The organism is Micromonospora sp. 050-3, assembly GCF_046549335.1.
Taxonomy (GTDB): domain Bacteria; phylum Actinomycetota; class Actinomycetes; order Mycobacteriales; family Micromonosporaceae; genus Micromonospora; species Micromonospora trifolii.
Genome location: NZ_JAJPVX010000001.1, coordinates 2949072 through 2970290 on the forward strand (window position 1 = coordinate 2949072; position 21219 = coordinate 2970290).

The 21219-nt window shown below is 70.1% G+C and carries 20 protein-coding genes, 1 pseudogene and 1 riboswitch; of the genes and pseudogenes, 11 read left to right on the plus strand and 10 right to left on the minus strand.

Annotation, left to right across the window (positions count from 1 at the left end; translation table 11 throughout):
- The first annotated feature begins 29 nt into the window (after positions 1-29).
- The 3 genes from ACLJOK_RS13570 to ACLJOK_RS13580 are packed head-to-tail and all read left to right on the plus strand — an operon-like array spanning position 30 to position 3252.
- Positions 30-1199 carry an acyl-CoA dehydrogenase family protein gene (locus ACLJOK_RS13570; RefSeq protein ID WP_410818774.1) on the plus strand — a complete coding sequence of 390 codons (1170 nt, stop codon included), beginning with the start codon at positions 30-32 and terminating at the stop codon, positions 1197-1199.
- Positions 1199-2044 carry a phosphate/phosphite/phosphonate ABC transporter substrate-binding protein gene (locus tag ACLJOK_RS13575; RefSeq protein WP_410818776.1) on the plus strand — a complete coding sequence of 282 codons (846 nt, stop codon included), beginning with the start codon at positions 1199-1201 and terminating at the stop codon, positions 2042-2044. Before ACLJOK_RS13570 ends, ACLJOK_RS13575 begins: the two co-directional genes overlap by 1 nt.
- Positions 2041-3252: a ferritin-like domain-containing protein gene (locus tag ACLJOK_RS13580; RefSeq protein ID WP_410818777.1), complete on the plus strand. Its 1212-nt coding sequence runs from the start codon at positions 2041-2043 to the stop codon at positions 3250-3252. The genes ACLJOK_RS13575 and ACLJOK_RS13580 overlap by 4 nt, the downstream gene beginning before the upstream one ends.
- Before the next feature lie 63 nt (positions 3253-3315).
- On the opposite strand, the gene ACLJOK_RS13585 is transcribed toward ACLJOK_RS13580, so the two are convergent.
- The gene (locus ACLJOK_RS13585) at positions 3316-3666 is read right to left on the minus strand and encodes a DUF1330 domain-containing protein (protein WP_196922600.1); all 351 of its coding nucleotides are present in this window, start codon (positions 3664-3666) and stop codon (positions 3316-3318) included.
- A 122-nt stretch (positions 3667-3788) separates the two neighbouring features.
- Positions 3789-4379, minus strand: a complete 591-nt coding sequence (locus tag ACLJOK_RS13590) for a TetR/AcrR family transcriptional regulator (RefSeq protein ID WP_410818779.1) — start codon at positions 4377-4379, stop codon at positions 3789-3791.
- A gap of 117 nt (positions 4380-4496) precedes the next feature.
- Between ACLJOK_RS13590 and ACLJOK_RS13595 the strand changes: the two genes are divergently transcribed.
- The gene (locus tag ACLJOK_RS13595; protein WP_410818780.1) at positions 4497-4850 is read left to right on the plus strand and encodes a TraR/DksA family transcriptional regulator; all 354 of its coding nucleotides are present in this window, start codon (positions 4497-4499) and stop codon (positions 4848-4850) included.
- A gap of 47 nt (positions 4851-4897) precedes the next feature.
- Here ACLJOK_RS13595 and ACLJOK_RS13600 read toward each other — a convergent pair whose 3' ends face one another.
- On the minus strand, positions 4898-6292 hold the full coding sequence (locus ACLJOK_RS13600) for an FAD-dependent oxidoreductase (RefSeq protein WP_410818782.1): 1395 nt from the start codon (positions 6290-6292) through the stop codon (positions 4898-4900).
- 45 nt (positions 6293-6337) lie between these two features.
- Positions 6338-6835 (minus strand): GNAT family N-acetyltransferase, encoded by a 498-nt coding sequence (locus ACLJOK_RS13605; protein WP_410819353.1) that lies wholly within the window; start codon positions 6833-6835, stop codon positions 6338-6340.
- Between the two features lie 95 nt (positions 6836-6930).
- On the opposite strand from ACLJOK_RS13605, the gene ACLJOK_RS13610 reads away from it, so the two are divergent.
- From ACLJOK_RS13610 to ACLJOK_RS13620, 3 genes are read left to right on the plus strand one after another with little or no spacing between them, the layout of a single operon-like run.
- On the plus strand, positions 6931-7284 hold the full coding sequence (locus ACLJOK_RS13610; protein WP_410818784.1) for an ArsR/SmtB family transcription factor: 354 nt from the start codon (positions 6931-6933) through the stop codon (positions 7282-7284).
- Complete coding sequence (gene arsB, locus ACLJOK_RS13615) at positions 7281-8357, plus strand: ACR3 family arsenite efflux transporter (RefSeq protein WP_410818786.1); 1077 nt, start codon at positions 7281-7283, stop codon at positions 8355-8357. The genes ACLJOK_RS13610 and arsB overlap by 4 nt, the downstream gene beginning before the upstream one ends.
- 15 nt (positions 8358-8372) lie before the next feature.
- Positions 8373-8777, plus strand: coding sequence for an arsenate reductase ArsC (locus tag ACLJOK_RS13620; RefSeq protein WP_410818788.1), 405 nt, complete (start codon positions 8373-8375; stop codon positions 8775-8777).
- A 199-nt stretch (positions 8778-8976) separates the two neighbouring features.
- Here ACLJOK_RS13620 and ACLJOK_RS13625 read toward each other — a convergent pair whose 3' ends face one another.
- Both ACLJOK_RS13625 and ACLJOK_RS13630 read right to left on the minus strand, forming a co-directional pair.
- On the minus strand, positions 8977-9972 hold the full coding sequence (locus tag ACLJOK_RS13625) for a ribonucleotide-diphosphate reductase subunit beta (RefSeq protein ID WP_410819355.1): 996 nt from the start codon (positions 9970-9972) through the stop codon (positions 8977-8979).
- 68 nt (positions 9973-10040) lie between these two features.
- The gene (locus ACLJOK_RS13630) at positions 10041-12359 is read right to left on the minus strand and encodes a ribonucleoside-diphosphate reductase subunit alpha (RefSeq protein ID WP_410819357.1); all 2319 of its coding nucleotides are present in this window, start codon (positions 12357-12359) and stop codon (positions 10041-10043) included.
- Between the two features lie 191 nt (positions 12360-12550).
- Positions 12551-12768, minus strand: a riboswitch (cobalamin riboswitch).
- Between the two features lie 244 nt (positions 12769-13012).
- Between ACLJOK_RS13630 and ACLJOK_RS13635 the strand changes: the two genes are divergently transcribed.
- From ACLJOK_RS13635 to ACLJOK_RS13650, 4 genes and pseudogenes are all read left to right on the plus strand, one after another.
- Positions 13013-14407: an enolase C-terminal domain-like protein gene (locus tag ACLJOK_RS13635; protein ID WP_410818789.1), complete on the plus strand. Its 1395-nt coding sequence runs from the start codon at positions 13013-13015 to the stop codon at positions 14405-14407.
- Between the two features lie 60 nt (positions 14408-14467).
- A pseudogene (locus ACLJOK_RS13640) lies at positions 14468-15043 on the plus strand (IS607 family transposase).
- Positions 15040-16446, plus strand: a complete 1407-nt coding sequence (tnpB, locus tag ACLJOK_RS13645; protein ID WP_410818791.1) for an IS607 family element RNA-guided endonuclease TnpB — start codon at positions 15040-15042, stop codon at positions 16444-16446. The pseudogene ACLJOK_RS13640 and the gene tnpB overlap by 4 nt, the downstream one beginning before the upstream one ends.
- On the plus strand, positions 16433-17155 hold the full coding sequence (locus tag ACLJOK_RS13650; protein ID WP_410818793.1) for a FadR/GntR family transcriptional regulator: 723 nt from the start codon (positions 16433-16435) through the stop codon (positions 17153-17155). The genes tnpB and ACLJOK_RS13650 overlap by 14 nt, the downstream gene beginning before the upstream one ends.
- Before the next feature lie 10 nt (positions 17156-17165).
- Here the strand turns inward: ACLJOK_RS13650 and ACLJOK_RS13655 are convergent, their stop codons facing one another.
- The 4 genes from ACLJOK_RS13655 to ACLJOK_RS13670 are packed head-to-tail and all read right to left on the minus strand — an operon-like array spanning position 17166 to position 21100.
- Positions 17166-18185, minus strand: coding sequence for an aldo/keto reductase (locus tag ACLJOK_RS13655; protein ID WP_410818794.1), 1020 nt, complete (start codon positions 18183-18185; stop codon positions 17166-17168).
- Positions 18182-19000, minus strand: a complete 819-nt coding sequence (locus ACLJOK_RS13660; protein ID WP_410818796.1) for an ATP-binding cassette domain-containing protein — start codon at positions 18998-19000, stop codon at positions 18182-18184. The genes ACLJOK_RS13655 and ACLJOK_RS13660 overlap by 4 nt, the downstream gene beginning before the upstream one ends.
- On the minus strand, positions 19000-20052 hold the full coding sequence (locus ACLJOK_RS13665) for an ABC transporter substrate-binding protein (RefSeq protein ID WP_410818797.1): 1053 nt from the start codon (positions 20050-20052) through the stop codon (positions 19000-19002). Before ACLJOK_RS13665 ends, ACLJOK_RS13660 begins: the two co-directional genes overlap by 1 nt.
- Before the next feature lie 40 nt (positions 20053-20092).
- Complete coding sequence (locus ACLJOK_RS13670; RefSeq protein WP_366338083.1) at positions 20093-21100, minus strand: ABC transporter permease; 1008 nt, start codon at positions 21098-21100, stop codon at positions 20093-20095.
- Positions 21101-21219: the final 119 nt, after the last annotated feature.

Here is a 21219-nt window from a genome sequence, read left to right on the forward strand (position 1 = left end):
CCGTCGGCCCGCCTGAAGGGGTACCGAGCATGACGACCAGTGTCGACAATGCCCAGACCGCCACCGACCCCACGGACACGCTCGGCACGGTGATCGACGACGTGATCCGCCCGCAGGCGCCGACCGTCGACCGGGATGGGGCCTTTCCCCGTCCGGGTGTCGACGCTCTCGCCGCAGCCGGCCTGCTCGGCCTGGCCTCCTCGACCGAGGTCGGCGGCGCCGGCCACGGCATGCGGACGGTCGCCGAGGTGATCGAGCGGCTGGCCGCCGAGTGCGGGTCCACAGCGATGGTGGTGCTCATGCACTACGCGGCGACCGCCGTCATCGAGGCGCACGGCCCGCGCGACGTCCGCGCCGCCATCGCCACCGGCGATCACCTCACCACGTTGGCCTTCTCCGAGTACGGCTCGCGCAGCCACTTCTGGTCGCCGACCGGCACCGCGACAGCCGCCGACGACGACACCGTCCGCCTCGACGCCCGTAAGAGCTGGGTCACCTCGGCTGGCGAGGCCAACAGCTACGTCTGGTCGAGCCTTCCGCTGACCCGCGACGCCGGCCCAATGACGCTGTGGTTGGTGCCGGCCGACAGCGCCGGCCTGAGCGTGACCGGCGACTTCGACGGGCTGGGCCTGCGGGGCAACGGCTCTCGCCCGATGACCGCCGACGGTCTTCGGGTTCCGTCGACGGCGAGGATGGCTGCCGACGGGGCCGGGCTCGACACCGCGCTGAGTGCCGTCCTGCCCTGGTTCCTGGTGCTCAACGCCGCTTTCTGCCTCGGTCTCGCGGACAGCGCGGTGGCCGAGGCCAGCCGGCATCTCACCCGGACCACGCTCACGCACACCGGTGCCGCCCTGCGCGACGCGCCCGTCACCCGACGCGACCTCGCCCGGCTGATGATCCGCACCGACGCGCTGCGCGCCTTCCTGGGCGACACGCTCACCGCGCTGGAGACCGGCCGCGACGACGCGATGCTGCGGGTGCTCCAGGTCAAGGCGCTCGCCGGCGAGACCGTCGCCGACGTGACCGATGGCGCGATGCAACTCTGCGGCGGCAGCGCCTTCCGCAAGGAGTTGGGCCTCGAGCGCCGCTTCCGGGACGCCCGCGCGGCCCGGGTGATGGCACCGACCACCGACGCGCTGCACGACTTCGTCGGTCGGGTCGCCACCGGGCTGCCGCTGCTCGACGAGGCCAACCGCTGATGCCCGCGCCAACCGTTCTGCTGGGCGCGGTCGCGTACGACCCGAAGGTGGTGACCATCTGGGAGGGGTTCCGCACCTGGCTGCGCGGGCGGGGCCTGGACTTCGACTTCGTCCTCTACTCGCACTACGAGCGACAGGTCGAGGACCTCGTCGCCGGGCGGATCGACGCCGCCTGGAACTCTCCACTGGCCTGGCTGCGGGCCGAACGGCTGGCGGCCGCCAGCGGCACGGTTGTACGCGCGCTCACCATGCGCGACACCGACCAGGACCTCACCTCGGTCGTGGTGGTCCGCGCGGACTCGCCGGTGGGTCAGCTCGCCGACCTCGCCGGACGGGCGGTCGCCGTCGGGGCGATCGACAGTCCACAGGCGACGCTGATTCCGCTGGGTCACCTCGCGGCGGCCGGGGTCACCGTCGACGTACGCCGCTTCGACGTGGGCGTCGGCCTGCACGGCGACCACATCGGTGGCGAGCGCGACGCGGCCCGCGCCCTGGTGGCCGGGGAGGTCGACGCCGCCTGCATGATCGACGCCAACCATCTGGCGTTCGTCCAGGAGGGCACGTTACCGCCGGAGGGCACCCGGATCGTGGCGCAGACCGCACGCTACGACCACTGCAACATGACGGTCCGCGCGCCGGAGTCCGACGGGGTGCGGCTCTTCGGCACGCTGCTGCTCGGCATGTCGTACGCCGATCCGCAGGTGCGCCCGCTGCTCGACCTGGAGGGGCTGACGGCCTGGCGGGAGGGCCGCACCACGGGCTATGACGCCCTCGCCGACGCTGTCGACGCCACCGGTTTCTACTCCCCCGACGGGCGGGTGACGGCCACGGACTACCGGCCGTGAGCGCGGCACCGATCGCCGAGGTCGACCTGGGTGAGCTGGGTTTCGGCCGCGGCGCGCACCTGCTGGTGCAGCGCGCCCTGGCCGGGTTGCCGCCCGGCGGCCGGTTGGCGGTCTCCGGTCGCGACCCGGCGCTGCGCGTACACCTGCCCGCCTGGTGTCGTGCCCGGGGCCATCGGGTCGAATGTCCGGATCGGGGCGAGGCGGGCGATCTGGTGGCGGTCGTGGTCCGGGGGTCGGCGGATGACGACCGCTGGTTCGGCGCGGAGCGGGCCGGGCCGGCCCTGCCGTCGGCGCTCAGCAGCCGTCCGCCCGCACGGTGGGGGCTCGGCGCCCGGGGCGCCCTGCTCGAAGCCGGCGGTCCGGAGGCCCGGTTCGACCTCGACGACCGCGACCTGGTCTGGGCCGACATCGCCCCCCACCTGTACGCGCAGGCCGCCGCCCGACAGTGGGACCCGCAGACCGCCGTGCCGTGGGACGACAGGTTCGCGCTGCCGGCCGACGTCGAGGCCGCTGTGGTGCAGGTGATGACCTACCTGGTCGAGAACGAGCAGGCCGCCCTCGTCGTGCCGGCCCGGTTCGTGGGGCGCATCCATCCGCACTTTCGGGAGGTGGTGCAGCTTCTCGCCGTGCAGATGGCCGACGAGGCGCGGCACATGGAGGTCTTCAGCCGGCGGGCGCTGCTGCGGGGCGCCGAGATGGGCACTTCATCCGCCGGCGGTCGGCAGTCGCTGTTCACACTCGTCGCGGAGTCGGACTTCGCGTTGGCGTCGTTCCTGCTCTCCGTGCTCGGCGAGGGCAGCTTCGTCGATCTGCTCTCGTTCCTGCACGAGAACGCCCCGGACCCGGTAACGCGCCGGATCTGCTGGCTCGCCATGCAGGACGAGCGCCGACACGTGGTGTTCGGCATGGCGCACCTGGAGCATCAGGCGCAGCTGGATCCGCTGCTGCGGGACCGGCTGCGGGCGGCGATCCACCGCCGCCACGACGCGCTGGTCGACACCGCGGGGCTCAACGCGGACGTCTTCGACGCGCTGGTGGTGCTCGCGGCGGGTGGTTGGCATCCCGACGACGTGTCCGCCGGCTTCGACCGCGTGCAGGCCCTGCAACACGCGATGGACCAGGGCCGTCAGCGCCGCCTCGTCCGCCTGGGCTTCCGGCCCGACGAGGCGGCGGCGCTCTCCGCCCTGCACACCCGCAACTTCATGTAGCCGATCCCCGCGCACGGCACGGCGTGCGCGGGGATCGCGGTACGGCAGATCAGCGGGTGCTGGTCACTGGCCGAGCAGGGTCCGGATCTGACGCGCGTAGCCGGCCACCGTGAAGTCCGGGCCGACGGAGTCCACCAGGACCAGGTCGTTGATGGTGTGATCGACGCGCAGCGACAGGATCGCCTGGTACTCGGGCGAGTTGTACCAGGTCTTGGCGGTTTCGGCGTCCGGGAACTCGATCAGCACGACGGAACCGGGCCAGCTGCCCTCGAGGACCTGCACCTCGGCATCCAGGACGAGCCACTTGGCGCCGTACGCCTCGGTGGTTGCCTGCACCTGCTCCAGGTAGCGCAGGGACTCCTCGGTCGGCACTCCGCCCGGGATACGCAGGTGGTTGATCAGGTACGTGCTCATGTCTCACTCCTCAGTGCGGGTACTGCTTCCCGGTCGAAGGCGTACGACCGGTCGTCTTGGATTGGATAAACGCCGCGCCGGGTGGGACGACGCGGCCTGTCACCGCTGGGATCGGACGCGGGTCAGGTGAGGACCCGGGCCGTGGTGATTGTGAAGAATTCGTGGAGGGCGGCCGGGTCACCGGATGCCTTCGCCCGCGCTGCCGCGCCCTCGTAGCTGGAGACGACGAAGCCGGCGAGATCACTGGTGGGTTCGTCGCCGTGCAGTTCACCGGCACCCCGCGCTTGCTCGATCGCCGTGGCGAGCGCGGCGACCCAGCGGCCGAAGCCGGCGTCGACGGCGTTTCGCAGAACATCGCTGTGCGCCGGGATCTCGGTGGCGAAGTTGCCGAGAAGGCATCCACGATCACCCATGGTGTCGCTGAGGCCGGTGATGTACCTCAGATGAGCGGTGATCCGCTCAAGCGGCGTGCCACCCTGCTTCTCGTCGAGCATCTCCAGCCCCATCGCTGCGGAGTATCTCGCCACCGAGTCGAGGGCGAGGTCTTCCTTGCTGGCGAAGTGGTTGTAGAAGGTGCCCTTGGGCGCCCCGGCTGCGGCGACGATGTCCTGGACACTCGTGCCGTTGTAGCCCCGCAGGTGGAACAGGTCCAACGCCGCGTCGGACAACCGTTGCCGGGTCCCGGCGGAGGCCGGTGACTTCGATCGTGGCATCTCGTGGCACTCCTCTCGCCCGGGTTCCGGCTGACTGACAAACATCACGATATGACCGGTCGTCTCGGAATGCCAGCGATGTGACCACGGTCATCCCCCAGGTATTGTTGAACGGCCATGAACAGGGATTCCAGCGCGGTCCGCGAGGCGTTGCTGCGGCTTCGCGAGCAGACCGAGGCCCAGGCCACCGCCTTGGACGGCGACCTGCGGAGCCTCTTCGAGGCGTCCCGGTCGTCCAACGCCGATGACGAACACGACCCCGAGGGCAGCACTATCGCCTTCGAACGCGCGCAGCTCACCGCCGTCCTGGACGCCACCCGCCGACGCCTGGCCGAGCTGGACGTCGCGCTGAAACGGGTCGACGACGGCAGCTACGGCGTGTGCGAACGGTGCTCCCGTCCGATTCCCGCCGAGCGGCTTGTCGCCCGCCCGTCCGCGCGTACCTGCGTGGCCTGCGCCAGCCGACGGTGACGGTGCCCGTCGACCGCGAGGGCGGCGGGCACCGTCGAATCCGGTGATCAGCTGGCGCAACAACCCTGCGCGGGCGCGGCGTCGAGGGCGACGAGGCTGATCGGCGTGGACCGCAGCTCTCCGGAGATGCCTGTGGACAGCCCACGCCCCGTCGGTTCCGGCCCGCAGCAGTCGTCGCCGGACGGCGAGTCGGCGGGGTTGCTGTTGCACACGCCGGTCTCGGGCAGGTCGAGCTGGACGTCACGGGCGGCGGCCCAGTCGCCGGCCAGCGCGGCGACCACGGAGCGGACCTGCTCGTAGCCGGTGGCCATGAGGAACGTCGGCGCGCGGCCGTAGGACTTCATACCGACGGCGTAGTAGCCCTGCTCCGGGTGGGCGAGCACGTCCACGCCGTGCGGCGGCACGGTGCCGCAGGAGTGCTCGTTGGGGTCGATCAGCGGGGCCAGGGCGCGGGTGGCACCCAGCACCGGGTCCAGGTCCAGCCGCAGCTCGGCGGCGATGCTGTGGTCGGGGCGGAATCCCGTGGCCGCGACAACACGGTCGACCGTGATCGACTCGGCGCTGCCGTGGCCGTGCCGCAGGACCACACTCACCCGGCCGTCCGACGGGGTGAGCGCCTGCACGGAGAACCCGGTGAGCAGCCGGATCCGTCCGGCGTCGACGTGCGCACGCAGCCGCGCGCCGAGCGCACCCCGCGCCGGGAGGGCGTCGGCGTCCCCGCCGCCGTAGGTACGCGTCGGCGCGGCGGCCCGGATGGCCCAGGTCACCTCGGTGCCGGGCTCGACGGCGGCCAGCTCCGCCAGGGACAGCAGGGTGTTGGCGGCCGAGTGACCAGCGCCGACCACCAGTGTGTGCCGTCCGACGAACCGGCCCCGGTCGGCGCCGAGGACGTCCGGTAGCGCGTGCTCCAGGTACGCCTCCGCGTCGGCCTCCCCTCGTGCGCGCAGACCGGACGCGCCGAGGACGTTTGGCGTGCTCCACGTGCCGGAGGCGTCGATGACGGCGCGGGCGACCAGCTCGTCGCCGTCGGCGAGGCGGAGCAGGAACGGCGCGGTGTCGCGCCCGGCGGTACGCAGCCGGTCGAGACCGAACCGGCTGATCGCCTCGACGCGTGCCCCGTACCGCAGGTGGGGCTTCAGTTGTGGCAGCTGCGCGAGGGGCCGGAGGTAGTCGTCGACCAGCTCCGCGCCGGTGGGGAGTGCCCCCGGGTCGGGGGCGACCCAACCGGTCTCGTCGAGGAGCCGGCGGGCGGCCGGGTCGATGTTGTAACGCCACGGCGAGAAGACCCGCACGTGCCCCCACTGGCGCACGGCGGCACCCGGGGTGTCGCCGGCTTCGAGGACGGTGAAGGGCAGCCCGCGTTCGTGCAGGTGCGCGGCGGCGGCGAGACCGGTCGGGCCGGCGCCGATGACGATGGTGGGAAGGTCGTCCAGGGCGTTCATCCGTGGCTCCTCGGTGTGGTGGCCCGTTCTGGGGGCCACGGCTTTTCAGGTGATGGTGGGGCTGCGACGTTCCAGCAGGACGACGTCGCGCCAGCGGTCGTGGTGGCGACCGACCCGCTCGCGTACGCCGATGACCCGGAAGCCGGCCCGCTGGTGGAGGGTGAGGCTGGCGGTGTTCTCCGGGAAGACTCCGGACTGGATGGTCCAGATGCCGGCGGCCTCGGTGGAGGCGATCAGCGCGGTCAGCAGCAGCCGGGCGATGCCCCGCCCCTGGGCGGCCGGGTCCACGTATACGGAGTGTTCGACCACTCCGGCGTAGACCGCGCGGGTCGAGGTCGGCGAGGCGGCGATCCAGCCGAGGACGTCCCCGTCGCTGTCGACGGCCACGAAGCGGTGCGCGCTCAAGCGTGCGGCGTCGAACGCCGCCCAGGTCGGGGCGGTGATCTCGAAGCTGGCATTGCCGGCGTCCAGACCGGCCTGGTAGATCGCCAGGACCCGGTGGGCGTCGGCGGCGGTCATGGGGCGCACTGTGATGTCGGCCAACAACGGGTTGCCTTCCGGAAGAGATCAGAGGACTGTCTCGACGTCCGTCGAATCAGACGGTTGCACACTGATTAGAGAAGTGTCAACCTAGAGCAATGTCGAATCAAGCAGGTCCGGCCGCGGACGTGTCGTGCTGCGCGCCGCTGGCCGAGCGACGCGTACCGGCCGGGGCCGCCGCCGTGCTCGCGCCCGCGTTCAAAGCCCTCGGCGACCCGGTGCGGCTGCAACTGCTGTCGATGATCGCGTCCACCGAAACCGGGGAGATCTGCGTCTGCGACCTGACCCCCGCGTTCGACCTGACCGGTCCGACCATCTCGCACCACCTCAGGACGCTGCGCGAGGCGGGGCTGGTCGACGCCGAGCGCCGGGGCACCTGGGTCTACTACCGCGCCCGGCCGGATATCCTGCGCCAGCTCGCCGCACTGCTCACCGTGGCGCCGGCGACATGACGACGACCTTCCAGAGCGACCCAGCCGAGAGCGCTGTCGTCGGCCGACTCTCCCGACTCGACCAGTTCCTTCCCATCTGGATCGGGCTGGCGATGATCGCCGGCCTGCTCCTCGGCCGGCTGATCCCCGACCTGAACAGCACGCTGGACTCCGTGACGATCGGCGGGATCTCGCTACCGATCGCTATCGGCTTGCTGATCATGATGTACCCGGTGTTGGCGAAGGTCCGCTACGACCGGCTCGACACCGTCACCGGCGACCGCCGGCTGCTGATCTCCTCGCTGGTCCTCAACTGGCTCGTCGGCCCCGCCGTGATGTTCGCCCTGGCCTGGATCTTTCTGGCCGACCAGCCCGCCTACCGCACCGGGCTGATCATCGTCGGCCTGGCCCGCTGCATCGCCATGGTCATCATCTGGAACGACCTCGCCTGCGGCGATCGGGAGGCCGCAGCCGTCCTGGTCGCCCTCAACTCCGTGTTCCAGGTCGTCGCCTTCGGCCTGCTCGGCTGGTTCTACCTCTCCGTGCTCCCCCAGTGGCTGGGGTTGTCCGGGACCGAGTTGACGATTTCGGCCTGGGACATCGCCGGCAACGTGCTCATCTTCCTCGGCATCCCGCTGCTCGCCGGCTACCTCACCCGTCGCCTCGGCGAACGCGCCAAGGGCCGCACCTGGTACGAGGCCCGCTTCCTGCCCCGCATCGGCCCGGCCGCCCTCTACGGGCTGCTGTTCACGATCGTGATCCTGTTCGCCCTGCAAGGCGACGCCATCACCAGCCGACCCCTGGACGTCGTCCGCATCGCCCTGCCCCTGCTGGTGTACTTCGCGCTCATGTGGGCCGGCTCCTACGTCCTCGGCCGGGCCATCGGTCTCGGCTACCAACGCACCACCACGCTGGCGTTCACCGCCGCCGGTAACAACTTCGAACTCGCCATCGCCGTCGCGATCGGCACCTTCGGCGTCACCTCCGGCCAAGCCCTCGCCGGAGTCGTCGGCCCCCTGATCGAGGTGCCCGTCCTGGTCGGGCTCGTCTACGTCTCCCTGTGGGCGCGCCGCCGGTTCTTCACCACCCCTTGATTGAGAGGCACCACCGTGAGCGACAAGCCCAGCGTCCTGTTCGTCTGCGTCCACAACGCCGGCCGGTCCCAGATGGCCGCCGGCTGGTTGCGCCACCTCGCCGGCGACACCGTCGAGGTCCGCTCGGCCGGCTCCGCCCCGGCCGAGACGATCAACCCCGCCGCCGTGCAGGCGATGCGCGAGGTCGGCATCGACATCACCGACCAGACCCCCAAACTCCTGGAGTACGCGACAGCGGAGTCCTCCGACGTCATCGTGACAATGGGCTGCGGCGACACCTGCCCGGTCTTCCCTGGCAAGCGCTACGAGGACTGGAAGCTCGATGACCCGGCCGGCAGGGGCATCGAGGCCGTCCGCCCGATCCGTGACGAGATCCGCGGCCGGGTGGAGAAGCTCCTCACCGAGCTGAACCTCACCTGACACCGTCACCGGCGATCGGAGGGCGGTGCACGACCGCCCTCCGGCCACCGGCAGCTCCGCGCGTGGAACGACCATCGTCACTTCTGCAACATGATCGATGCGGCGTTCGCCACAACACCGGCACCACAAGTCCATGATCGGCGAGACTGAACCACCTCTTCCACGCGATGGTCCTCAGGGGCAACGCGTGTGTCGCCGCCTAGAAGTCGTCGTCGAAGGCGACAGTGCCGGTCACCCCGACCTGGTACGCCGACACCCGCCGCTCGAAGAAGTTGGACAGCTCCTGCACGTCCTGCAACTCCATGAAGCCGAACGGGTTGCTCGACCCGTAGTGCGGCGCGATGCCGAGCTGGGCGAGGCGGCGGTCGGCGACGTGCTGGAGGTACTCCCGCATGTCGGCCAACGTCAGACCGGGCACACCGCGGCCCACCAGGTCCTCGGCGAACTGCACCTCACACTCGACGGCCTCGGTGAGCATCCGGCGAACCTGATCGGCGAGGTCGTCGTCGAACAGGTCCGGCTCCTCGGCACGGACGGTGTCGACGACGTCGAACGCGAACGCCATGTGCATGGACTCATCGCGGAACACCCAGTTGGTGCCCGAGGCGAGGCCGTGCAGCAGGCCGCGGGAGCGCAGGAAGTAGACGTACGCGAACGCGCCGTAGAAGAACAAGCCCTCGATGCAGGCGGCGAAGCAGATCAGGTTGAGCAGGAACGTCCGTCGGTCCTCGCGGGACCGCAGCTCCCGCAAGTTGTCCAGGGAGTCGATCCAGCGGAAGCAGAACTCGGCCTTACGACGGATCGAGGGGATGTTCTCGATGGCCGCGAAGGCCTCGAAGCGCTCGGCCTCGTCGGGCACGTACGTGTCGAGCAGGTTGAGGTAGAACTGGACGTGCACGGCCTCCTCGAACAGCTGGCGGGACAGGTAGAGGCGGCCCTCCGGGCTGTTGACGTGCTGGTAGAGGTTGAGCACCAGGTTGTTGGCGACGATCGTGTCACCGGTGGCGAAGAACGCCACCAGGCGGCTGACCAGGTGCCGTTCCGCCGGCGACAGCTTGTCCAGGTCGGCGAGGTCGGCGTGCAGGTCGACCTCCTCGACCGTCCAGGTGTTGCGGATCGCGTCGCGGAACCTGTCGAAGAAGTGCGGGTAGCGCATCGGGCGCAGAGTGAGGTCCATCCCGGGGTCGAGCAGCATGTGCGTGGTCCTCGTGTCGGTGGTGCTGGCGTCGGTGGTGCCGGCGTCGGTGATGGCTTCGGCGGGGGTCACTGGCAGGCCTCGCACGACTCGGGGTTCTCGAGCGAGCAGGCCAACGCCTCCGCGTCGACGACGACGGGTGCGACAGCGCTGACGGTGGCCTGCTGGATCCGCGTCGCGGGGCGCGAGCGCAGGTAGTAGGTGGTCTTCAGCCCGGCCTTCCAGGCGTACAGGTACATCGAGGAGAGCTTGCCGATGGTCGGCGCGGCCAGGAACAGGTTCAGCGACTGGGACTGGTCGATGAACGGGGCGCGGGCGGCGGCCAGGTCGATCAGCGCCCGCTGCGGCAGCTCCCAGGCGGTGCGGAACAGCTCCCGTACCCCGGCCGGCAGCTCGGCGATGTCCTGCACCGACCCCTCCGCCCGCTTGATCGCCGAACGGATCCGCTCGGTCCACAGACCGCGGGCCTTCAGCTCGCGTACCAGAGCGGTGTTGACCTGGAGGAACTCGCCTGACAGGGTCTCGCGCTTGAACAGGTTGGACACCTGCGGCTCGATGCACTCGTAGCATCCGGCGATCGAGGCGATGGTCGCGGTCGGCGCGACCGCCACCAGCAGCGAGTTGCGCAGCCCGTACGCCTCGACCCGGTCGCGCAGCGCGTCCCACCGCGCGGTCTGCATACCCTCGACACCCCACAGGTCGGGCTGGAGCTGGCCCCGCGCGGCCCGGGTCTGCGGGTACGCCGGGTGCGCGCCGAAGTCGCGCGCCAGGTCGGCGGAGGTCTCCAGCGCGGTCAGGTACAACTCCTCGCTGATCCGGGTGGACAGCTCCCGCGCCGCCGGCGAGTCGAACGGCAGCCGCAGCGCGAAGAAGACGTCCTGTAGGCCCATCAGCCCGAGCCCGACCGGCCGCCAGCGGGGGTTGCTCGCCGCCGCCTGCGCGGTCGGGTAGTAGTTGATGTCGATGACCCGGTCGAGGAAGGTCACAGCGGTCCGCACCGTGGCGCGCAGCCGCTCCCAGTCGATGCCGCCGGCGGTGAGGTGGGCGGCGAGGTTCACCGAGCCGAGGTTGCACACCGCGGTCTCGGCGTCGCTGGACACTTCGACGATCTCGGTGCAGAGGTTGGACAGGTGCACCACGTTGCCCGGCTCGGCGGTCTGGTTGCAGAGCCGGTTGGCGGCGTCCTTGAAGGTCATCCAGCCGTTGCCGGTCTGGGCGAGGGTCCGCATCATTTTCCCGTACAGCTCCCGCGCCGGGACCTGCCGCACGTAGCGCCCCTGCGCCTCGGCCTCCCGGTACGCGGCGTCGAACCGCTCCCCCCACAGGTCGGGCAGCTCGGGCACCTCGTGCGGGTCGAACAGCGACCACAGCTCGTCGGCCTCGACCCGGCGCATGAACTCGTCCGGGATCCAGTTGGCCAGGTTGAGGTTGTGGGCGCGGCGGGCGTCCTCGCCGGTGTTGTCCCGCAGTTGCAGGAACTCCTCGATGTCCGGGTGCCACGGCTCCAGGTAGACGCAGGCCGCGCCCTTGCGCCGGCCACCCTGGTTCACCGCGGCGACGCTCGCGTCCAGCGTGCGCAGCCACGGCACGATTCCGTTGGACTGCCCGTTCGTGCCCCGGATCAGCGCGCCGCGGGAGCGGACCCGGGAGTACGCGATGCCGATGCCACCGGCGAACTTGGACAGGTTGGCGACCTGGGCGTACCGCTGGTAGATCGAGTCCAGCTCGTCGAGCGGAGAGTCGACCAGGTAGCAGGAGGACATCTGGGTGTGCCGGGTACCGGAGTTGAACAGGGTCGGTGAGCTGGGCAGGTAGGCCAGGCTGGACATCAGCCGGTAGAAGTCGACAGCCTCGTCGGCCGTCCGGGACAGGCCGCAGGCCACCCGAAGCAGCCAGTACTGCGGGGTCTCCAACACCAGGCGGCTGGTGGGGTGGCGCAGCAGGTAGCGGTCGTACACAGTGCGCAGGCCGAAGTACTCGAACCGGCGGTCGCCGTCCGGGTCGATGGCGTGGTCGAGCGTCGCGGCGTGTGCGGCGACGAACGCGGCGGTGTCGTCACCGATCAGGCCCTCGGCGTGGCCGGCCCGGATCGCCGCGCTGAACGAGGTGATGCCCTGTCGACGCACCTCCTTGTCGACGTAGCCGGCCAGCAGCCGCGCGGCGAGGCGTGAGTACTGCGGCTCCTCACCGATCATCTCGGCGGCGGTCTGGATGGACAGGCGGTCCAGTTCGGCGGTGGTTGCACCGTCGTAGAGGCCGCTGATGGTGCGGGTGGCCACCCGCATCGGGTCGACGTCGGTGAGGTCGTCGGCCCACCGCTCGACCGCCCGGACGATCTTGTTCACGTCCACGGGTTCGGTGCCGCCGTCGCGCTTGCGGACCTGCATCGGCGCCCGCCGCACTGCCGCGTCGCCGCTGGCCGGGACTACCTCGGTGACTGTCACCACTCGCTCCTCGGAGTTCGAGACCTGGTGGCCCGGACGCGAGGAGACAGACACCGACGGACGCCACGCCAGCCCGGCGTGGGTCAGGTGGCGTCAGCCGTCCCACGCGGCCTCGGACCGCCGCCCACCCGGGTGCGGGTACGCGGCGCGCTGGCAGGTCTTCGGACTCGCGGGCACGACCGGGCTCGCCGGTCTCCTACTGGCCGTCGCTTCCCAGGCCGATTGGTGGCCCAGTGCTGATGACGGCGGTCGTTCCCACTCACCGCTGCGGGACAGTCCCGGATTTCCACCGGGTTCCCTGTTGCCTCGACCGCTCCGGATGAGCGGCCGAACCAGCTGCGCTCGACACCATATATAGGGACGCAGTCGTTGTCACACCCCACATGTCGGTCTCGGGCGTGTCGGCGCCGACTCGGTGACCACCGTCACCAACCCGGCCGTCAAAGGGCACTATGGACGGCAACGCGGATCGACGCGACCCGCCAAACATCATATGTCTACGGGCCTGCAGTGATCGACATCGTTGACGCGCCGAGACGACCCTCCGTATACTCCCAGTGATCATCTGATCTTTAGCCTAGCCGGGCGAGGAGCGCATGCCGCAGATCACCGCCGTCACCGTCGAAGACGTCCGCTTCCCCACCTCCCTGACCGCTGACGGGTCAGACGCCATGAACAAGGACGGCGACTACTCGGCGGCCTACGTCATCCTGCACACCGACGGCGTCGACGGCGTGGGCGCGCCACTCGCGGGGCACGGCCTGACCTTCACCATCGGTCGCGGCAACGACATCGTCGCGGCAGCGGCAGTCCACCAGGCACAGCTCCTGGTCGGCCTGGACGTGGCGACGATGGCAGCGGACATGGGCGCGGTCTACCGCCTCCTCACCTCCGACTCGCAGCTGCGCTGGCTCGGTCCCGAGAAGGGTGTCGTCCACCTGTCCCTCGCCGCCGTGTTGAACGCGTCATGGGACCTGGTCGCCCGGGTCGCCGACAAGCCGCTGTGGCGGCTGCTCGTCGACATGACCCCCGAGCAACTCGTCGACATCGCGGACCTGCGCTACCTGTCCGACGCGCTGACCCGCGACGAAGCACTGGCCATCCTGCGGGCCAAGGAGAGCACGAAGGCCACCCGCCTCGCCGAGCTCGACCGCACCGGCTACCCCGCCTACACCACCTCCGCGGGCTGGCTCGGCTACGGCGACGACAAGCTGCGCCGGCTGTGCCAGGAGGCGGTGGACACCGGCTACGGCTACGTCAAGCTCAAGGTGGGCGCCAACCTCGACGACGACATCCGCCGATGCGCGATCGCGCGGGAGATCCTTGGGCCGGATCGCAACCTGATGATCGACGCCAACCAGGTGTGGGACGTCGGTCAGGCCATCGACTGGGTCACCGCCCTCGCCCAGTTCACGCCACTGTGGATCGAGGAACCGACCAGCCCCGACGACATCCTGGGCCACGCGGCCGTCCGCCGCGCGGTCGCTCCGATCGGCGTCGCCACCGGCGAACACTGCCACAACCGGGTGATGTTCAAGCAGCTGTTCCAGGCCGAGGCCATCGACTTCTGCCAACTCGACACCGGCAGGTTAGCCAGCATCAACGAGATCGTCGCCGTGCTGCTGCTCGCCGCGAAGTTCGACGTCCCGGTGTGCCCGCACGCCGGCGGTGTCGGGCTGTGCGAGATGGTCCAACACGTGTCGGTGCTCGACTACGTCGCGATCTCGGGGGACCTCACCAACCGGGTCACCGAGTTCGTCGACCACCTGCACGAGCACTTCACCGATCCCTGCATCATCCGGGACACCGGTTCCGGCAGCGGATACGTCCTGCCCAGCCAGCCCGGCTACTCCACTCGGATGCGCCAGGAGTCGGTGGCGCTCTACCGGTTTCCCGACGGCCACTACTGGGGCGCGACAGACCCGACTACCGTGTCATCTCCGGAGCCGTACATGATCGCGGGTGGGAAGGCCACCCTCGCCGGCCGTTAGGGGGCAACTGCTGGTGACACCCCAGGCATCTGTGGCGCTCTTTGAAACGCTGATGACCAGATGAACCTGACGGAATGGGCGGCGTCGCAGGGTGTCTCGTCCATCCCCGCACGACGGCAGCACGGGGGCAGGGCCGCTGCCCGTTCCCACCTACAGTCTCGGTCGGCTCATCATGGTCGGCGAACCGCTCGCCCCGACGATCGCGGACCGCGATCGGTTCGTGGTGCAAGCGTCTGTTCCGCTGACCAAGAGCCCGGCCTCGACCAGTCGGGCGCCCGAGTCGCCGTCGGGGCCGCGGGGCAGCGTCTTGTCGCGGATCGGGTGGGGACCGAGGCCGGCTCGAGGCTCAACCGGCATCGCAAGAAGTTCCTCGCGCTGCTGCAGGACCCGAGTGTGTTAACGGTCGTGGTCGAGCATCGGAACAGGTTCGCTTGCTTCGGGGTCGAATATGTGGAGGCGGCGCTGGCCGCGCAGGGTCGCCGACTGCTGGTGGTGAACCCCGCCGCAATGGACGACAACCTCGTCCGGGACGTCACCGACATCCTCACGTCGCTGCGCACCCGCCTCTACGGACGCCGCGCGGCGGCGAAGCCTCCCCACTATGCCGTTGAGGCCGCCACCAAGGTCGAGTCGTGAAGTTGGTTCAGGCGTACCAGTTCGCCCTCGACCTGACTCCCGCGCAGGAACGGACGCTGCTCGCGCACGCCGGGGCGGCGCGAGTAGCCCACAACTGGGCGCTCGCCCGGGTGAAAGCGGTCATGAATCAGCGAGCCGCCGAACGCACCTACGATGTTCCCTACGAAGCCCTCACTCCAGCGGTGGGTTGGTCGTTGCCCGCGTTGCGGAAGGCGTGGAACGCCGCGAAGCAGGATGTAGCACCGTGGTGGCGGCAGTGCTCGAAGGAAGCCTTCAACACTGGACTGGACGCGCTCGCGCGCGCGCTCAAGAACTGGTCAGATTCTCGCAGCGGCAGGCGGGCTGGCCGCCCGATCGGTTTCCCCCGCTTCAAGTCACGTCGCCACGCTACTGCGTCAGTGCGTTTCACTACCGGCGCCATTCGGGTTGAGCCCGACCGGATGCATGTGGTGCTACCCAGGCTGGGCCGGTTGAAGCTGCACGAGTCCGCCCGCAAGCTCGCCCGGCGTTTGGACAACGGCACCGCCCGGATCATGTCCGCCACAGCCCGGCGTGGCGGCGGGCGTTGGCACGTCTCGTTCACCGTCGAGGTCGAGCGCGCTGAACGGCCAGCCGCCCGACCGGATTCCGTGGTCGGCGTCGATGTCGGAATCAAGCACCTCGCCGTCCTCTCCACTGGCGAACTGGTCGATAACCCGCGCCACTTGGATGCCGCGCAGACCCGGCTGCGGGCATTAGGCCGGGCGATGTCGCGTAAGCAGGGACCGGACCGGCGCACTGGCCAGCGTCCGTCGAACCGTTGGCAGCAGGCCGCAAAACGTCTCGGACGGGCGCACACCCGGGTGGCGAACCTGCGCCGCGACAGCCTGCATAAGCTCACCACCCGACTCGCCCGCGGGCACGGCACGATCGTGGTGGAAGATCTCAACGTCGCGGGGATGCTGCGTAACCAACGCTTAGCCCGACACGTCGCCGATGCCAGCTTCGCCGAGCTACGTCGACAGCTGGCATACAAGGCCGAGTGGAGCAGCAGCCAGCTGATCGTCGCCGACCGATGGTACCCATCAAGCAAGACATGTTCGGGTTGCGGCGCGGTGAAAACCAAACTCGCCCTGTCCGAGCGCGAATACAAGTGTGAGGCGTGCGGGCTAAGCATCGATCGGGATCTGAACGCCGCGCGAAACCTGGCCGCGCTTGCGGCCGAGGCAACAACCGCCGGGAGTGGCCCGGGGGCTGGACGTGAAGCCGACCGTCAGACCCGCATAAGCGGGCAGGTGGCTGTGAAGCGTCAACCCGGCGCCGCGCAAGCGGGTCAGACCGGGACCGTCCCGCCGAAGGGCAGGGCTACCAACCGTGTGCTCACTAGATCGCACCGAAAGGTAACGGATCATGTCTCGCACTGACGAAGTGGTCAACGGCATCAAGCGGATGATCCTCGAAGGGCAGTTCCGGCCCGGGGACCGGTTGCCCATCGAGAAGGACCTCGCCGAGCGGCTCGGTGTCTCGCGGGGCTCCCTGCGCGAGGGGATGTCGGCGCTGTCCATCCTCGGCATCGTCAACATCCGCCAGGGCGACGGCACCTACGTCACCAATCTCGACGCACCACAACTGCTGGCCCCGATGGGTTTCGTGGTGGACTTCCAGGGTCAAAGCGACCCCCGGCACATCCACACCGTTCGCCGTCTGTTGGAGTGCGAGGCCGCCTGCCTGGCGGCGACCAGGATCACCGACGAGGCCCTGGCCCAGGCGGGTGACCTGCTCGACGAGGCGGCCCGGCTGGTCGGCCAGTCATCGCCGGACCACGAGCGGATCATGGAGATCGACATCGCCTTCCACCGGATCATCGCGGTGCACGCCGAGAATCCTGTGCTCGTCGGCCTGATCGAAGCCTTCGCCGGGCGTACCATCCGTGGCCGGCTCTGGCGGAGTCTGCACGAGGAGGGCGCGGACCTGCGCACCCACGACGAGCACGTGGCGATCCTGAAGGCCCTCGTGGCGCGCGATCCGGAGCGGGCGCGCACCCGGATGGCCAATCACCTGATCGGTGTGGAGGAGTCGTTGCAGGGGTTGCCCGACGACGCTGACGCGAGCATCGAGACGGCCCGGTCGTGACGGCCGGCCCTCACGGCTGCACGTCGAGCAGCCCTTCGTCGTACAACGCCGCCCAGAGCTGATCCGGGACGTCGACGTCGGATCGGCGCAGGGTTTCGGTCGCCTGGGTCTCGTCCCGCATCCCGACCACTGTCGAGACCACGGCCGGGTGACGACGGACGAACGCCAACGCCGCCTGGGGCAGCGTGACGCCGTACGTCTGACAGACCCGCGCTATCCGGCGAGCCTGGTCGATCACCTCGGCCGGCGCCTGCTGGTAGTCGTAGACGGCGTCGGTCGGCGGCATGTCCCGGGCCAGCAGCCCGGAGTTGTAGACCCCGGCGACCACCACACCGACGTGGCGGGCCTGCGCGACGGGCAGCAGGTCGGTCAACGCGCCCTGCTCGAGCAGGGTGTACCGGCCGGCGCACATCACCACGTCCACGTCGGTCTCCGCCACGAAGCGGGCCAGCATCGCGGACTGGTTCATCCCCGCCCCGACGGCACCGATCACGCCCTGTTCCCGCAGCTCGACCAACGCCGGGATCGCCTCGTGCGCGGCCTGTTCCCAGTGCTCGTCCGGGTCGTGCAGGTACACCACGTCGATCCGGTCCAGTCCGGTGCGCCGGAGGCTCGCCTCCAGCGAACGGTGTACGCCGTCGCGGCTGAAGTCCCAGACCCGGCGATGGTCGGCGGGAACGTCGAACCCCTCCGGATCCCGCCGGTGCGCCGTCTCCGGTGACGGCACGAGCAGCCGGCCGACCTTCGTCGACACCACGTACTCTCCGCGCGGGCGGGAGCGCAGGGCCGCGCCCAGGCGCCGCTCGGACAGGCCCAGCCCGTAGTGCGGTGCCGTGTCGAAGTATCGGATGCCGCCTGCCCACGCGGTGTCCACAGCGGCGGCGAACTGCTCGTCCGACGTCGCCCGGTAGAGGTTGCCGCCCTGGGAGGCGCCGAAGCCCAGTGGGCTCAGCCGCAGCGGCGGCCCGACGCCGTTCGAGGTCGCCCGACGGGCGGGATCGCGGGCACCCCGCTGGACGACAGCCGTCACCGCTCGTCCCGATCCACGCTGGTGCTGCCGGTCATCGCGGCGACCAGATCATCGGTGGTGACCTCGTCGGCGCGGAGTTGGGCCGCGCGCCGACCGAGGCGCAGCACCTCGACCCGGTCGGCGATCTCGAGCACCTGCGGCATGTTGTGGCTCACCAGCACCACCGACATGCCGGCGTCACGGGCGCGCCGGACGACGTCGAGCACGCGCCCGGTCTGGACCACACCCAGGGCCGCGGTGGGCTCGTCGAGGATGACCACGTTGGTCGCCCAGATGATGGCGCGGGCCACCGCCACGCACTGGCGCTGCCCACCGGAGAGCATCGCGATCGGGGTGGTGACCCGGGGGATCCGTACGCCGAGTTCGTCGAGGGCGGCGGCGGCGCCCTGGCGCATGGCGCGTTTGTCCAGCAGCCCGAGCCGACCGAGTGGTCCGGAGCGGAGGATCTCCCGGCCGAGATACAGGTTGGCGGCGACGCTGAGGTCGTCGGCGACGGCGAGGTCCTGGTAGACGGTCTCCACCCCGGCCCGTCGGGCATCGACCGGAGTGGAGAACCGGACCGGACTGCCGCCGACCCGGATTTCGCCCTCGTCGGGTGGGTGCACGCCGGACAGGGTCTTGATCAGGGTGCTCTTGCCGGCGCCGTTGTCACCGATCAGTGCGACGACCTCACCTCGGCGGACGGTGAAGTCGGCGCCCCGCAACGCCTCGACGTGCCCGAACCGCTTGACGATGCCGCGGGCCTCGAGGACCGGCGGTTCCGTGTCGGTGGGTTGCTGATGGCTGTCGGCGGTGGCCGTTGGGATGCCGCCCATCATTGCACCGGCGGGTTGGCGCAGCTGGGCTCGAGCACCGCCTTGATCTCCGCCGAGTCGATGTTCTCCTTGGTGACGAACGTGACGCCGGTGTCGGCCGATGCCAGCGGTGCCTTGTCCCGGAGGTGCTTGACCATCTTGTCGACGCCGAAGTAGCCCATCTTGAAGGGGTTCTGCACGACCAGCGCCGAGATTTGGCCGTTGCGCACTCCGGCGATCTCGTCCGGGGCCGCGTCCCAGCCGATGATGACCACCTTGCCGGACTTGCCGGCCGCCTGGATGGCCTGCGCGGCACCGAGCACGCTCGGCTCGTTGGCGGCGAAGACGCCGGCGAGCTTGGGGTTGGCGGTGAGGATGTTCTCGGTGACCCGTCGGGCCTCGTTGACGTCGCTGCGGCTCGGCTGCTGGCCGACCAGTCTCAGGTTGGGGTACTGGGCGAGGCCGGCCTTGAAGCCGTCGACCCGCTCGGTGTTGGTCTGCGATCCGGGCTGGAACTCGACGAGCGCCACTTCGTGGTTGCCGGGGCCGAGTTCGGTGGCGAGCAGCTTCGCCGCCTCGGTCGCCGACGCGCGGTTGTCGGTGGCGAAGAGGGGCACCGTCGACGGTTGTGGGCTGGTGCCGGAGTCGATCATGGCGACGGGGATGTTGGCGCCGAGCGCCTTGTCGGTGGCCGGTGCGAGCGCGCTGGAGTCGGTCGCCGCGTAGACGATGCCGTCGACCTTCTTGGTGACGAAGTTCTGGATCAGGTTGACCTGGCCCTCGACGTCGGTCTCGGTGGTCACCCCGTCCCACTGGACGGTGACGTCCCCCGCCCGTTGCGCGGCGCACTCCGCGCCGGCCTTGACCGTGTTCCAGTAGTCGGCCCCGACCGCCTTGGGTACGACGGCGAGCTTCAAGGGGCCGCTCGCGTCCTTGGTCGCGCCGTCGCCGCCGTCACGGACCTCGACCCCGCCGCAGGCGCTGAGCAGAGCGGTCGCCGCGGCCGCGGCCAGGATCGCCTGCGCGCGCAGGAGTCGTCCTCGCGTCCGCCGGCTGGTGGTGGTGTGTGCCATGGTGTGTGTCCTTCCTCGTTCGGACTCTCGGAATGGCATGTCAACCCCGTGATTCCAGCCGCCGGCGGCGGTACTGGTCGAAGTAGACGGCGGCCCAGATGATCACGCCGACGATCACCTGCTGGTAGTGGATGCTGATGTCGAGCAGGACGGCGCCGTTGCGGACCAGGGCGATGAGGAACGCGCCGATGATTGTCCCGACGATCCGGCCCTGCCCGCCGAACAGGCTGGCTCCGCCGATGACCGCGGCGGCGATGACGTCGAGCTCCAGCGAGATTCCGTAGTTGGGCTGGCCGGAGTTGACCCGGGACGCGGCGATCATGCCGCCCAGCCCGACCAGCACGCCGGCCAGTACGTAGACCCCGGTCAGGTGCCGCCCGACCCGGATGCCGGAGCGGCGGGCGGCCTCCAGATTGGAGCCCATCGCGTAGGTGTACTGACCGAAGCGGGTCTGGGAGAGCAGGAAGGCGACCCCGACGGCGACCAGGACGGTGATCACCACGGCGAACGGAATGCCGAGGATCTGCCCGTTGCCGAGCAGTTGGAAGGATCGGGGCAGACCGTAGACGCCGACCGCTCCGGTGATGATGAAGACGAGGCCGCGGCCCACGGACATCGTCCCCAGGGTCGCGATGAACGGCGGGATCCGGGCCACCGTCACCAGCAGCCCGTTCAACAGCCCGGCCAGCGCGCCGACGCCGACCGCGACCGCCGTCGCCGCCCAGAGCGAGAAGCCGAGGTCGCGCACGACCATCGCGCCCAACACGCCGGCGAGCGCGGCGACCGACCCCACGGACAGGTCGATGCCCTTCGTGATGATGACCATCGTCTGGGCCGTGGCGATGATGGCGATCACCGCCGTCTGTGCCCCGATGTTGAAGAGGTTGTCCGCTGTCAGGAAGTACGGACTCGCGAAGGTCAAGGCGATGAACAGGACGACCAGCGCGGTCGCGGCGGTGAACTCGGAGACGGCGTGGGAGATCCGTTCCCGGAACCAGTCGCTGAGTTCGCCGCGCTGCGTGCCGGCGGTTGCCTCGGCGCTACTCATCGTCGGACCTGACCTCCCCAAGCGCGGCGCCGGCGTCCGACGGGGACCCGCCGACGAGCCGAACGCCTGTGAGCGACCGATCCCGCTCGGACGTAGTGCGGTTGACGCCGCACAACCCC

Coding starts and splice junctions, on each gene's coding strand:
- ACLJOK_RS13570 (WP_410818774.1), top strand. CDS start 30: ATGACGACCAGTGTCGACAATGCCCAGACCGCCACCGACCCCACGGAC.
- ACLJOK_RS13575 (WP_410818776.1), top strand. CDS start 1,199: ATGCCCGCGCCAACCGTTCTGCTGGGCGCGGTCGCGTACGACCCGAAG.
- ACLJOK_RS13585 (WP_196922600.1), bottom strand. CDS start 3,666: ATGAGCACGTACCTGATCAACCACCTGCGTATCCCGGGCGGAGTGCCG.
- ACLJOK_RS13590 (WP_410818779.1), bottom strand. CDS start 4,379: ATGCCACGATCGAAGTCACCGGCCTCCGCCGGGACCCGGCAACGGTTG.
- ACLJOK_RS13595 (WP_410818780.1), top strand. CDS start 4,497: ATGAACAGGGATTCCAGCGCGGTCCGCGAGGCGTTGCTGCGGCTTCGC.
- ACLJOK_RS13600 (WP_410818782.1), bottom strand. CDS start 6,292: ATGAACGCCCTGGACGACCTTCCCACCATCGTCATCGGCGCCGGCCCG.
- ACLJOK_RS13610 (WP_410818784.1), top strand. CDS start 6,931: ATGTCGAATCAAGCAGGTCCGGCCGCGGACGTGTCGTGCTGCGCGCCG.
- arsB (WP_410818786.1), top strand. CDS start 7,281: ATGACGACGACCTTCCAGAGCGACCCAGCCGAGAGCGCTGTCGTCGGC.
- ACLJOK_RS13625 (WP_410819355.1), bottom strand. CDS start 9,972: ATGCTGCTCGACCCCGGGATGGACCTCACTCTGCGCCCGATGCGCTAC.
- ACLJOK_RS13630 (WP_410819357.1), bottom strand. CDS start 12,359: ATGCAGGTCCGCAAGCGCGACGGCGGCACCGAACCCGTGGACGTGAAC.
- ACLJOK_RS13635 (WP_410818789.1), top strand. CDS start 13,013: ATGCCGCAGATCACCGCCGTCACCGTCGAAGACGTCCGCTTCCCCACC.
- ACLJOK_RS13650 (WP_410818793.1), top strand. CDS start 16,433: ATGTCTCGCACTGACGAAGTGGTCAACGGCATCAAGCGGATGATCCTC.
- ACLJOK_RS13660 (WP_410818796.1), bottom strand. CDS start 19,000: ATGGGCGGCATCCCAACGGCCACCGCCGACAGCCATCAGCAACCCACC.
- ACLJOK_RS13665 (WP_410818797.1), bottom strand. CDS start 20,052: ATGGCACACACCACCACCAGCCGGCGGACGCGAGGACGACTCCTGCGC.
- ACLJOK_RS13670 (WP_366338083.1), bottom strand. CDS start 21,100: ATGAGTAGCGCCGAGGCAACCGCCGGCACGCAGCGCGGCGAACTCAGC.